Annotated in this window: 8 protein-coding genes; 3 read left to right on the top strand and 5 right to left on the bottom strand. The window is 32.1% G+C overall.

Annotated elements, in window-relative coordinates:
* Positions 1–8: 8 nt before the first annotated feature.
* From ccoS to MC378_RS07495, 4 genes are all read right to left on the bottom strand, one after another.
* The gene (gene ccoS / locus MC378_RS07510) at positions 9–185 is read right to left on the bottom strand and encodes a cbb3-type cytochrome oxidase assembly protein CcoS (RefSeq protein WP_242178139.1); all 177 of its coding nucleotides are present in this window, start codon (positions 183–185) and stop codon (positions 9–11) included.
* Positions 186–268: 83 nt separating this feature from the next.
* The gene (gene hemN / locus MC378_RS07505; protein WP_242178138.1) at positions 269–1,633 is read right to left on the bottom strand and encodes an oxygen-independent coproporphyrinogen III oxidase; all 1,365 of its coding nucleotides are present in this window, start codon (positions 1,631–1,633) and stop codon (positions 269–271) included.
* A gap of 11 nt (positions 1,634–1,644) precedes the next feature.
* Positions 1,645–2,343: a purine-nucleoside phosphorylase gene (gene deoD, locus MC378_RS07500; RefSeq protein WP_242178137.1), complete on the bottom strand. Its 699-nt coding sequence runs from the start codon at positions 2,341–2,343 to the stop codon at positions 1,645–1,647.
* Positions 2,344–2,345: 2 nt separating this feature from the next.
* Positions 2,346–4,721, bottom strand: a complete 2,376-nt coding sequence (locus tag MC378_RS07495) for a heavy metal translocating P-type ATPase (RefSeq protein ID WP_242178136.1) — start codon at positions 4,719–4,721, stop codon at positions 2,346–2,348.
* A 184-nt stretch (positions 4,722–4,905) separates the two neighbouring features.
* Here MC378_RS07495 and MC378_RS07490 point away from each other — a divergent pair, with 184 nt between their 5' ends.
* The gene (locus MC378_RS07490) at positions 4,906–5,517 is read left to right on the top strand and encodes a Crp/Fnr family transcriptional regulator (RefSeq protein WP_338048443.1); all 612 of its coding nucleotides are present in this window, start codon (positions 4,906–4,908) and stop codon (positions 5,515–5,517) included.
* 24 nt (positions 5,518–5,541) lie between these two features.
* Here the strand turns inward: MC378_RS07490 and MC378_RS07485 are convergent, their stop codons facing one another.
* Positions 5,542–6,414, bottom strand: coding sequence for an AraC family transcriptional regulator (locus tag MC378_RS07485; protein ID WP_242178134.1), 873 nt, complete (start codon positions 6,412–6,414; stop codon positions 5,542–5,544).
* Between the two features lie 745 nt (positions 6,415–7,159).
* Between MC378_RS07485 and MC378_RS07480 the strand changes: the two genes are divergently transcribed.
* Positions 7,160–12,988 (top strand): Ig-like domain-containing protein, encoded by a 5,829-nt coding sequence (locus MC378_RS07480; RefSeq protein WP_242178133.1) that lies wholly within the window; start codon positions 7,160–7,162, stop codon positions 12,986–12,988.
* Positions 12,989–12,995: 7 nt separating this feature from the next.
* Entirely contained in the window at positions 12,996–13,928 is a 933-nt protein-coding gene (locus MC378_RS07475) for a PorP/SprF family type IX secretion system membrane protein (protein ID WP_242178132.1), read from the top strand.
* Positions 13,929–13,935 lie beyond the last annotated feature (7 nt).

Here is a 13,935-nt window from a genome sequence, read left to right as displayed (position 1 = left end):
TATAAAATTTAGTCTAAAGTTGATTTTTCTTGTTTCTCTTTTACTAATTCATCATCAAACAACATACGAACTGATGGCGTATAAGAATCGTCGAATTGTCCAGTTTTTACTGAATAAATAAATGCGATAAAAAATAAAATTGCTACTATAATACTAATAGTTAGTAGAAGGTATATTACGCTCATATCTTGCCTGATAATTGATACTTCAAAATTAAGATTGTTACTTTTTAAAAAATATGACATTTGTCATATTTCTTAATTTTTTGTTAAATGGTCATTGAAAACAGTTGTGTTTTGGGTTTATTTCTCAGTAAATGAAGATCAAAAGCCATACAAACATTTCGTACATAAGGCCTTGCATTTTCTGGTATTGACAATGAGTTTTTAGTTATAGTCACTAAATGATCTTCTTCTAGTTCTTTTAATAATTCCAAATGTGTTTCTACGTTATTAATCTTCATCGATGTTTTTTCCCACGAAGTGGAAAAATGACACATAATATTTAAAATATGTTTTCTAATAATTCGATCTTCTTCAGACAATAAATGTCCTCTAAAAATCGGGATTTCTCCTTCGTTTACAATTTTCTGATATTCTTTTACCGTCTTTACATTTTGAGCAAACGCATACCAAGAATCTGAAATAGCCGACATCCCTAAACCAATCATTAATTGGGTTTTATTGGCTGTGTATCCCATAAAGTTTCTGTGCAATGTTTTCTTAATAGTTGCCTCAAACAAACTATCTGTTTTTAGGGCAAAATGATCCATACCAATTTCTACATATCCTAATTCTGCAAAGAGTTCTTTTCCTATTTCGTAAAGCTCTCTTTTTTCATCATTCTTAGGTAAATCTTCTTCATTAAAACCTCTTTGTCCTACTCCTTTTACCCACGGAACGTGTGCATAACTATAAAATGAAATTCTATCTGGTTGTAATTCTTTTGTCTTATTGATGGTATAAATTACATTTTCTTTGGTTTGAAATGGAAGGCCGAAAATTAAATCGTGACTCACAGAAGTATATCCTATTTCTCTAGACCACTTTGTTACATTTCCTACCGCTTCAAAAGGTTGAATTCTATGAATTGCTTTTTGTACTTTTTCATTATAATCTTGCACCCCAAAACTTACTCTTGTAAAACCAACATCAAATAACGTTTGTAATTGTTCTTTAGTGGTGTTACTTGGATGTCCTTCAAAACTAAATTCTGATTCGGGATGTTTCTTTGCGATTTCGAAAATACCCTCCATTAAAAATTTTAGATTTTCTTTAGAGAAAAAAGTAGGAGTTCCCCCACCTAGATGTAACTCTTTAATAACAGGAACTTCATCTACCAAAGCAACATATAATTTCCATTCTTTTAAAACGGCTTCTATATACTCTTCCTCTACTTCATGCCGTTTTGTGATGTGTTTATGACAAGCACAAAAAGTACATAAACTTTCACAAAAAGGTAAATGAATATAAATACTAATTCCTTCTAAAGAATTACTCTCTTGAAAGGATGTTTGAAATGATTGAATCCAATCTTGTTTAGCTATTCCTGATTTATCCCAATAAGGTACGGTTGGATAACTGGTATATCTTGGCCCTGGAATATTATACTTTTGAACTAGTGATTTTGTCATTTTTAATTTTGTTAAGCAAGTTCTAAAGCGATCTCTATCATTTCTTTAAAAGTCTGCTCTCTTTCATCTGCTGTAGTTCTTTCTTTAGTTACCAAACTATCAGAAATAGTTAAAATTGACAATGCATTTACATTATGTTTTGCTGCTACAGTATACAAACCAGACGTTTCCATTTCTACGCATAAGACACCATAATCTGCCCATTTTTTATAGCTATCAAACTCATCCGCATAGAACTCATCCGAACTTAAAATACCTCCAGCTTTTACAGTAATGTTTTTCTCTTTAGCAACTTCTATTGCTTTTTGAAATAATTTAAAACTTGCTGTTGGTGCAAAATCTGCTCCATTAAAACGAATGGTATTTAATCCTGAATTTGTTGAAGCTGCCATAGCAAAAACAATATCTCTAATTTTCACATCTTTTTGATATGACCCTGCAGAACCAACCCTAATTAAGTTTTTTACACCATATTCTGTTATAAGCTCTGTGCAATAAATTAATGTAGAAGGAATTCCCATTCCTGTACCTTGGACCGAAACTCTATTTCCTTTATAAGTCCCCGTAAAACCCAACATTCCTCTAACATCATTATACTGAATGACTTCTTTTAAAAAAGTATCTGCGATCCATTTTGCTCTCATAGGATCTCCAGGTAACAATACCGTTTCTGCTATTTCTCCTTTTTTTGCTTCAATATGTACACTCATAATTATTTGATTTTATTTCCTAATAAATTTGTAGAAATGGTTGTAAACACAACAATACTAATAGAACTCAATGGCATTAAAATAGCTGCAATTACAGGCATTAATTGACCCGTTACAGCAAAATACAATCCAATTACATTATAGCACAAAGAAAGTATAAAACTATATTTAATAATCTGTATTGCTTTTTTTGATGCCTTAATATAGGTTCCTATCTTGTTAAATTTTGATGCGTCTAAAATTCCATCACAAGCAGGAGAAAATACATTGATGTTTTCTGACAAAGCAACACCTACATCACTTTGAGCCAAAGCACCTGCGTCATTTAAACCATCGCCAATCATCAATACTTTTTCATCCTTTTTTTGGAGACTTGCAACAACGTTTAATTTATCTTCGGGTTTTTGGTTAAACATTAATTGCGTTCCTTTTGGCAAATTTTCTTCTAAAAAAACTCTTTCCCCTTCATTATCTCCAGATACCACTGCTAAGTTAAAATTATTTTTTAATGAATTAAATAAGTCTTTTACACCTTTTCTATACGAATTTTTAAAAGTAAATTTACCTTTATAAACATCATTAAAACTGATGTAAACAGATGTATCTAAAGTTGATTTTTTATCATTATTTTTTACATAAGATGAAGCACCTAATTTTAGATTAGTTTCTTTATAATTAACTTCAATACCTTTTCCTACAACTTCTTTAAAATCTGTTATTGTTAATGTTTCTACATCATCAAAAGTACTATATAAGGTTCTACTTAATGGATGATTAGAAGCTCTTAAAGAACTTTTCAAGATACTTTTTTCTTGATTATTTAACCGAACTCCATCATAAGAAATTGTATTCTCTTTATGAGTCGTTAATGTTCCTGTTTTATCAAAAATAATTGTATCAATTGCCGCTAACTGCTCTACAACCGTAGTGTTTTTAAGATAAAATTTTTGCTTCCCAAAAATACGCAACATATTCCCTAAAGCAAACGGAGCTGCTAAAGCAATGGCGCAAGGGCATGCAATAATTAAAACCGCAGTAAACACATTTAAAGCTTTACTAACATCTATAAACAACCAAAAAGTAGTTGACACAAAAGCAATTAACAAAACAATAATGGTAAATTTTTTACTAATATTATCTGTAATGGTTTTATAATGTGATTTTTTGTTTTTTTGAAACACATCATTACTCCATAATTGTGTTAAATAACTTTGAGAAACAGAAGCTAAAACTTCCATTTCTATAACTCCAGAAAGTTGCTTTCCTCCTGCAAAAATTTTATCTCCAGATTTCTTAGCTACAGGCTCTGCTTCTCCTGTTACAAAACTATAATCTAGCTCTGCATTACCATTGATTAAAATTCCGTCTACAGGAATTAACTCTTGATTTCTAATTAATAACCTATCTCCCTTTTCAACATCATAAATTTGAACATTTTCTTCTTTATCACTAGATAAAATTCGTGTTACCGCAATTGGGAAATACGATTTATAATCTCTCTCAAAAGATAAAAAATTATAAGTTTTTTGTTGAAAAAATTTCCCTAATAACAAAAAGAAAACCAACCCTGTTAAACTATCAAAAAAACCAGTTCCTAAGTCAAATATAATTTCTACAGTACTTCTAATAAAAAGAACCGAAATCCCAAGTGCTATAGGCACATCTATATTTAAAATTTTAGACCGTAAACCTTTGTAGGCCGATATAAAATAATCTTTTCCTGCATAAAAAACAACAGGCAAAGAAAAGAAAAACATTAACCACCTAAAGACATTTTTATAATGTTCTATCCAAAAACCATCAACTTGAAAGTATTCTGGAAAAGAAAGAAACATTACATTCCCAAAAGCAAAACCTGCAACTCCTAACTTATAAATTAAACTTCTATCTACTGCCTTTTTCCCACTTTCGTAATCTTCTAAACTGATATAAGGCTCATAACCAATAGAGCTTAATAATAATACAATCTCTTTTAATGTGGTTTCATCTGAATTGTAGGTAACTCTTACTTTTTTCTTTGGAAAATCTACTTGAGAAGATGAAACTTTTGGATTTAATTTATGTAAATTTTCTAACACCCAAATACAAGAACTACAATGAATGTGAGGTATATATAAAGTTGCTATTTGTGTGTTTCCATCAGAGAAATCTAATAATTTATCCGCAATTTCTTTATTATCCAAGAAATCATACTTGCCTTGAATTTCTGTTGGTATTGCTCCAGGATTGTCTTGAAAATTGTAATAACAAGTTAAATCATTCTCAGAAAAAATCTCATAAACCGTCTTACAACCGTTACAACAGAACGTTTTTTCATTAAACTTAATTAAGTCATCATCACAAGAATCACCACAGTGATAACATTGCTTAGATTTCATATTTACTCTTTTGCCTAGGCAAATTTCTAATAAGAGTTTATCTTAAAATATGATATTTGTCAGTTTTTTAGTATTTTTGATTTAAACTATATAAAAATCCCTATTAAGTATGAGTAAATGTGAGCAATGTATTGTTCGACAATTTAGTTCTTTAAAGCACCTTTCAAAAGAAGAGTTGCTAAGAATGTCTGCTTGCAAAACTTCAAAAACCGTAAAAAAAGGAGAAGTATTATTTGAAGAAGGAGAACATATTAACGGTGTTTTTTGTATTAAAGAAGGCGTTTGTAAGGTTTCTAAAATTAGTGAAAATGGAAGAAACCAAATTATTAGCCTAATTCAACCCGGTAACTTATTAGGAGAAAGAAGTTTAATTTCTGATGAAGCTTCTAATCTTAAAGCAGTAGCTTTAAACGATATGGAAGTTTGTTTTATTCCAAAAGACGAAATTGTTAAAGATTTAGAAAAAAATAGTGCGTTTGCTATGGGCGTTTTAAAAGATATGGCAAAATCTTTAAAAAGTGCCGATAACTTAGTGGTTGATATGGCTCAAAAAACCGTAAAACAACGTTTAGCAGAAACACTTTTACATTTGCATTCTAAATTCAACACGGATAACGAAGGTAATATCAACATTTATCTTTCTAGAGATGACATTGCCAATATTATTGGTACCGCAACAGAATCTGCAATTCGCTTATTATCTGACCTAAAAAAGAAAAAAATCATAGAGTTTAAAGGAAAAAACATTACAATTCTGAATAAGGATGAATTAGAGAAAATTGCAAATGGTTTTTAATTTTTATTGAACAAAAAACTTAAGCTACTTTGAGTCATCTTCTTTTCTATAAGAAGTAGGCGATTTTCCCATAAAATTTTTAAACAATCTAGAAAAGTATAATGGATCTTCTATCCCTACTTTAAAGCTAATTTCTTTCACACTCAACTCGGTATAGCTAAGATACTCACAAGCTTTTTGTATTTTTTTTAGATTAAAAAAAACATGTAAAGGATACCCTGTTTCTTTTTTAAATTTTACTTGTAAATGCGATTTAGAATAATTGTATTTTTTGGCAATCTCCTCTAAAGAAAATTTCTTATCTAAATTATTTAACAGAAATTTTTTAATAGAATCAACCAAAGTTTCTTCCTTTTTTACACTAGAATTCTTATCAAGATCACAGTAAATAAAATCACCAATAAAACTTAAACACAATAAACTTGCGTATTCTAACAGGTGGTCTTGATTATTTCCATTAAATAAATTAAAAACCTTTTCAAAAACTTGAATCCTATCTACAGAATAAGGTACGTACTTATATTTTGTTAATTTATACCTATTATATAATTCTGGTGCAAGAGCCCCTGAATAATAAAACCAATAAATACTCCATGGATCTAATTCATCAGACTTAAATTCATACTTAACATTCTTTGGAATAATACAAAATTGATTAGGTTCAATACGTTGCCTTTTACCATTTATGACAACACTCCCTTTTCCTTTTACACAATAAATAAAGATATATTTGTCGACACCCTTTTCATTAATTCGATAATGATTATCTGCCTCAGGATAAAAACCTAAATCACTAACATAAAACCTATTAGTTAGTAAATTTTGTTCTAAATTTTTAATAACCGCTTTTGGCAAAGCAATTATTTTCTGCCCTAAAATCTTACTCGTATTATTCATTTTCTAACTACTAAAACTATCGTTTTACTAAAATTATAATAAAAGAATTTAGGGATTCTTTTTATCTCAAAAACAAGCTACTTTAATATCAAACAAAAAAAGTAGTATTATTATCCATGTTATTTTAATTCCACAAATAGCAACAGAATATTAAAGATAAATAAAAAAACAAAATATTCCCTCCTTTTAAATAAAAAGTTCACAAAACAATATTTTAAATAGAAACCAATTCATATTATCCCTATAAAACCAACAATACTTAAATTAAAATAAGTGCCTTAACAAAATATTTAAAAAAAACATCATCTTACAAAAATAGGGTTAAAACAGAGTATCTCTCTTAAATATTTCGATAAAAAAACATGTTAAAAATTACTTAAAAAATATTATTATCCATTTTTTCAATACTTATGTCCATGTACCACCTCTAATAAAATGACGTCCTTTGCATTAGATTACTCCCTACACGAAATTTTTTTATATAAACAAAGGAATAGACGACGATTATATTTAGTAGTAATTTTTGAAATAACACATGTTTTTTAACATAAAATGCAACCTTTAACAGATAAAAAAACTAGCATAAACAAAGCGTTTTCAAACCAATCTCTGCAAAATATCATTCATGTCAATTTCCAAATTGATCAATAAAGTCTAGCTAGATTTTTGTTGAAAGTAACCAACTTAATTCTATTTAGAAAATTATTAGAAATTAAGAATATGAAATTTAATAAAAAAATAAAATATGAAATTTAAAAATTACTTGAAAGTTTTGTTTTTGACAATTGCTTGCGTAGTATTTACTAATGGTAAAACCTACTCTCAGCAAATTTATGCAACCTCAGCAACTGAGTTATCTTCTGGAAATCGAGTAGACAATGAAGCTAATGCAGCCGCAAACAATGGGGATTTTGCTACAGTTAGATCTTACGGAGGGGCTTTATTTGGAATAGGAGCCTATGCAGGAGAGTTAAAATTAGAATTTCCAAATGTAGTACCAGCAAACACAACTACTTATATTCGTGTTGGTGATGGTGGAACAGGTTTATTAGACTTATTACTTGGAGGATCTCTAGGTGGTGTCTTATCGGATGTTGTTGGCTCTATTGCTTTAGGAGATCATTATATAGAAGTTTCTGCATTAAATGCATCAAACGTAAATATTCTTTCAGAAAGATCTGACAATATTACAACTAACGGAGCTTTAAAAGTAGTAAGAAATAAAGATGGTGATGTCTTTTTTGCCATTACACCAACTGTTGACTACAAGTCTGTAACCATTAAAGATAATACAGATGCTCTATTATTAGGAACCACTAGTTTTATAAATGTTTACCATGCTTTTTATCAAGACCCTGCAGGTGCAGCCTGTAATTCAGAAGGAATTTTCACTTGGTATGATGGTACAGGTATTACACTTGGATTATTAGATCCATTAGGTGTTTTAGGTACAACAGGTGTTGCTAACCCAGAATACGCAATTGACAATGATGATTCTACATACTCAACTATAGACATTGGTATTGTAAGTGCATTAGCTACCATGTTTCAAGAAATACAGTTTCCAACAGTTTCTTCAACCAAAGATCAATTAGAAATTAGAATTCGAGCAAAACAAGGGGCATTAGTAAATGTTGCTGTGTTACAAAATATTACAATTGATTTATATAATGGAAATATTGGAGTGTACTCAACAACTGTTGATGCAGCTCAAATAATAGCATTATTTCCAGATGCAGATGGAGAGATCACCAAAATAGGTGTAACTCCAGGTGTTCAATTTGATAGACTTAGAGTAACATTATCTTCTCCTTTAGGAGTTAACTTAGCACAACAAGTAGATTTATTTGGAGCAAAAGTTACACCCGCTCCTCCTGTATTAAATCCTGGAGAAGAAAATCAATCTTTTTGTACTGTTCAAAATGCAAAAGTATCAGATTTAGTTGCTACCATAGATGCTGGCACTAGCTTAATATGGTACAATCAAGCAGAAGGAGGCGTAGCATACTTAGGAACAGACGCTTTAATTGATGGAAACATCTATTACGGAGCTACTTTAAATGGTGCATGTGAAAGTGTAGAAAGAGTTGCCGTTACGGTTGCTATCTCAGATTCTGCAACACCAACCACAACAAATGCAACACAAACTTTTTGTGCAACCAGTAATCCAAAAATATCTGACATCTCTGTAGACGTAACAACAGGAGTTGTTACTTGGTATGATGCTCCGGTAGGTGGTAATGCTTACTTTGCTACAGATGTACTAGTTGATGGCAATAAATATTATGCTGCTAACACTGTTGGAAGCTGTGAAAGTAGTACTCGTTTAGAAGTAACTGTAACGGTAACAAACCCTACAACACCTACAACTGTTGATGCTAATCAAAAATTCTGTGCAGTAAATGCACCAACAATAGCTAATTTAAATGCAACAGCATCTGGAACCATTATTTGGTATGATGCTCCTACAGGAGGAAATGCATACTTAGCAACAGACGCTTTAACGGATGGTACAAAATATTATGCAGCAAATTCTAACGGAACTTGTGAAAGCAACACTCGTTTAGAAGTAACTGTACAGGTAAATGATTCAACAACGCCAACAACTACAGAAACTACTCAGAGTTTTTGTACAACTCAAGCACCAACAATAGCTAGTTTAGATGCAACAGCTTCTGGAACGATTATATGGTATGATGCTGCTACAGGTGGTAATGCATATCTTGCAACAGATGCTTTAGTTAATGGTTTAAAATACTACGCTGCCAATACTGATGGAACTTGCGAGAGCAGTACACGATTAGAAGTAACAGTACAAATAGGAGATCCAGCGAAACCAACAGCAACAGAAACTGATCAAAGTTTCTGTGTTATCGACGCTCCTACAATTGCAAATTTATCTGTAGATGCTTCAGCAGGAAATATTATTTGGTATGATCAAGCTGTTGGAGGTAACGCTTATGCTAGTACAGATGCGTTAACGGATGCTACAAAATATTACGCAGCAAACTCAGTAGGTAATTGTGAAAGCCCAGACAGATTAGAGATTACAGTAACTATTTCTGATACTCCGGTTCCAACAACACTTAATGCAAATCAAACTTTTTGTGCTGTAGACAATCCAACAGTTGGAAACCTAGATGCTACGGCAACAGGAACCATCACTTGGTATGATGCTCCAACAGGTGGTAACGCATATCTTGCTACAGATGCTTTAACAGATGGTACAAAATATTACGCAGCAAATTCTGATGGAACTTGTGAAAGTAGTTCTCGTTTAGAAGTAACAGTTACCGTACAAAATCCTGCAACTCCTACCACAGTAGATGCAAGTCAAAGTTTTTGTGCAATAGATTCACCAACTGTTGCAAATTTAAACGCAACTGCTTCTGGAACGATTATATGGTATGATGCTGCTACAGGTGGTAATGCTTACGCTAGTACTGATGCCTTAACGGATGCTACAAAATATTACGCAGCAAACTCTAACGGAACTTGTGAAAGTAGTACTCGTTTAGAAGTAACAGTTACCGTAACTAATCCAACAACACCAACAACAACAGACGCTAATCAAAGTTTCTGTGCCATAGATACTCCAACAATTGCTAATTTAAATGCAACTGCTTCTGGAACGATTATATGGTATGATGCTCCAACAGGTGGTAATGCTTACGCTAGTACTGATGCCTTAACGGATGCTACAAAATATTACGCAGCAAACCTTAACGGAGGATGTGAAAGCAGTACTCGTTTAGAAGTAACAGTTACCGTAACAAATCCAACAACACCAACAACACTTAATGCAAATCAAACTTTTTGTGCTGTTGATACTCCTACAATTGCAAATTTAGATGCAACTGCAACAGGAACGATTGTTTGGTACAATCAAGCAACTGGAGGTACAGCTTATGCTAGTACAGATGCCTTAACGGATGCTACAAAATATTATGCAGCAAATTCTGATGGAACTTGTGAAAGTAGTTCTCGTTTAGAAGTAACAGCTACCGTACAAAACCCTGCAACTCCTACCACAGTAGATGCAAGTCAAAGTTTTTGTGCTATAGATTCACCAACTGTTGCAAATTTAAACGCAACTGCTTCTGGAACGATTATATGGTATGATGCTGCTACAGGTGGTAATGCTTACGCTAGTACTGATGCCTTAACGGATGCTACAAAATATTACGCAGCAAACTCTAACGGAACTTGTGAAAGTAGTACTCGTTTAGAAGTAACAGTTACCGTAACTAATCCAACAACACCAACAACAACAGACGCTAATCAAAGTTTTTGTGCCATAGATACTCCAACAATTGCTAATTTAAATGCAACTGCTTCTGGAACAATTATATGGTATGATCAAGCAACTGGAGGTACAGCATACGCTAGTACAGATGCCTTAACGGATGCTACAAAATATTACGCAGCAAACCTTAACGGAGGATGTGAAAGCAGCACTCGTTTAGAAGTAACAGTTACCGTAACAAATCCAACAACACCAACAACACTTAATGCAAATCAAACTTTTTGTGCTGTTGATACTCCTACAATTGCAAATTTAGATGCAACTGCAACAGGAACGATTGTTTGGTACAATCAAGCAACTGGAGGTACAGCTTATGCTAGTACAGATGCCTTAACGGATGCTACAAAATATTATGCAGCAAATTCTGATGGAACTTGTGAAAGTAGTTCTCGTTTAGAAGTAACAGCTACCGTACAAAACCCTGCAACTCCTACCACAGTAGATGCAAGTCAAAGTTTTTGTGCTATAGATTCACCAACTGTTGCAAATTTAAACGCAACTGCTTCTGGAACGATTATATGGTATGATGCTGCTACAGGTGGTAATGCTTACGCTAGTACTGATGCCTTAACGGATGCTACAAAATATTACGCAGCAAACTCTAACGGAACTTGTGAAAGTAGTACTCGTTTAGAAGTAACAGTTACCGTAACTAATCCAACAACACCAACAACAACAGACGCTAATCAAAGTTTTTGTGCCATAGATACTCCAACTGTTGCAAATTTAAATGCAACTGCTTCTGGAACAATTATATGGTATGATGCTCCAACAGGTGGTAATGCTTACGCTAGTACAGATGCCTTAACGGATGCTACAAAATATTATGCAGCAAATTCTGAAGGAACTTGTGAAAGTAGTACTCGCTTAGAAGTAACGGTAACAGTATCAAATCCAACAACACCAACTACAACAGACGCTAATCAAAGTTTTTGTGCTGTTGACAATCCAACAATTGCTAATTTAAATGCAACTGCTTCTGGAACGATTATATGGTATGATGCTCCAACAGGTGGTAATGTTTATGCTAGTACAGATGCCTTAACGGATGCTACAAAATATTATGCAGCAAATTCTGAAGGAACTTGTGAAAGTAGTTCTCGCTTAGAAGTAACAGTAAGTATTTCTGACACTTCTACACCAACCACTACCAACATTAATCAAACATTTTGTAGTGTAAACAATCCAAAAGTATCAGATTTAGATGCTACAGCAACAGGAACCATCATATGGTACAATACTGCTACAGGAGGAACAGCTTACGCTGACACAGATGATTTAACTAATGGTATATATTATGCAGCAAATTCTGATGGAACATGTGAAAGCAGTAACCGATTAGAAGTAACAGTAACAATTACAACTGGAACAGATATTACAATTAGTGGAAACAATACTGATGTATGTTTTGGAACCGTAGAAACTTATGAAGCTCCTGCTGGTTACGCACCATATACATGGAATATTACTGGTGGTAATATTGTATCTGGAGGAACTGCTAATGATAACACAATAGAAGTTGAATGGACAAATCTAACAAACACTAAGGTTTCTGTAGATTTAACAGGAGGATGTTTTAACTCAAATTCAGCCGAACAAATTGTACAAATATCAACTTGTTCAGATTTAACCATCAAAAAAGAAGTAGATTTTATAGAACCAAATGTTGGTGATATTATCACATTTACTATCGAGGTAGAAAACTCTGCTTTATCAGTATTTACAAACTTAGAAATATCAGAAGTTTTAACTAATGGTTTTATTTATGTTTCAAGTAATGCAACTTTAGGATCTTATGATGCAACTAATGGTATTTGGGACATCCCAACATTGGGAGCAAATCAAGTAGCAACATTAACTATTAAAGCAGAAGTAAATACCTCTGGAGATTATTTAAACACAGCAAGTATTACTACTTCTACACCAGAAGACTCAGATACGACTAATAATACTGTTGAGTTATTAGTAACTCCTTCATGTTTAAAAGTTTACAATGTTATAACACCAAACGGTGATACTTTTAATGATTACTTCGTAATTTCTTGTATTGGAAACTTTAGTAATACTCAGTTAGAAATATTTGATAGGTATGGTTCAATTGTTTACAAAATGAAAAATTATAACAATGATTGGAATGGAATAGCAAACCAAACTAGTAAAATTATAAAATCTGGTCAAAAGTTACCTAATGGAACTTATTTCTATGTACTTAAATTTAATGATGGAAGCGCTAACACTAAAAAAGGTTGGATCCAAATAACTAAATAATAAAATAATGAAAAGAGAAATGACTAAATTTAACAAATACCTTTTTCTATTACTTTCAATAGTTAGTGTAAACTTTATCAATGCGCAACGTGAGCCACAATACACGCAATATATAAACAACACATTAACATACAACCCAGCTTATATTAGTACACAAGAAGATGTTACTTTTACAGCTTTGGGTAGATCTCAATGGATGGGTTTTGATGGCGCACCAAATACGTATTCATTTTCAGCAATCTTACCAACATTAAGTAACTCATTTGGTACAGGTTTAAACATCATTCATGATGAAATAGGCCCTACGAAACAAACATCTATATCGGCTAATTTTTCATACGAAATTATGTTATCTCCTACAATTTATACATCATTTGGTGTAAGTGCTGGAGGTTCGTTTTTAAGTATTGATTATGGAAAAGGGAATTACTTAGACCCTAATGATCCATTATTAAATAATAGAAATGATTTTGATCCAAGTTTTGGTTTTGGTGTAATGACCTATTCAGAAAATTGGTATGTTGGACTTTCTATACCTAACTTCTTAAAAAGTAAATATTACTCTGGAGAAGGAAGTAAATTAATAGACAGTGAAAACCTACAATATTTTATATTAGGAGGGTACATATTTAACATCAGTGAAAACCTGAAATTAAAACCCGCAGTATTAGCAAAAATCCAAAAGAACCTTCCTTATGTTGTAGATTACTCTGCAAATGCTTTAATCAACAATAAAATTACGGTTGGTGTTTCATATAGAAGCTCAGACATTGTAACTGGTTTATTTGGCATACAATTAACAGACCAATTTTACTTAGGTTATTCATATGACCACACATTAAATGGTCTTACTGGTTATAATGATGGTTCTCATGAAATTATGTTAAAATTCACACTCCCTAAAAAAATAAGAACAATTCAATCTCCAAGATTTTATTAAAAACCAA

This window comes from Polaribacter marinus (assembly GCF_022662535.1).
Taxonomy (GTDB): Bacteria; Bacteroidota; Bacteroidia; order Flavobacteriales; family Flavobacteriaceae; genus Polaribacter; species Polaribacter marinus.
The sequence above is the reverse complement of the archived record's forward strand: the minus strand, read 5'-3'. Positions and strand labels throughout refer to the sequence as shown.

Coding starts and splice junctions, on each gene's coding strand:
- ccoS (WP_242178139.1), bottom strand. CDS start 185: ATGAGCGTAATATACCTTCTACTAACTATTAGTATTATAGTAGCAATT.
- hemN (WP_242178138.1), bottom strand. CDS start 1,633: ATGACAAAATCACTAGTTCAAAAGTATAATATTCCAGGGCCAAGATAT.
- deoD (WP_242178137.1), bottom strand. CDS start 2,343: ATGAGTGTACATATTGAAGCAAAAAAAGGAGAAATAGCAGAAACGGTA.
- MC378_RS07495 (WP_242178136.1), bottom strand. CDS start 4,721: ATGAAATCTAAGCAATGTTATCACTGTGGTGATTCTTGTGATGATGAC.
- MC378_RS07490 (WP_338048443.1), top strand. CDS start 4,906: ATGTCTGCTTGCAAAACTTCAAAAACCGTAAAAAAAGGAGAAGTATTA.
- MC378_RS07485 (WP_242178134.1), bottom strand. CDS start 6,414: ATGAATAATACGAGTAAGATTTTAGGGCAGAAAATAATTGCTTTGCCA.
- MC378_RS07480 (WP_242178133.1), top strand. CDS start 7,160: ATGAAATTTAAAAATTACTTGAAAGTTTTGTTTTTGACAATTGCTTGC.
- MC378_RS07475 (WP_242178132.1), top strand. CDS start 12,996: ATGAAAAGAGAAATGACTAAATTTAACAAATACCTTTTTCTATTACTT.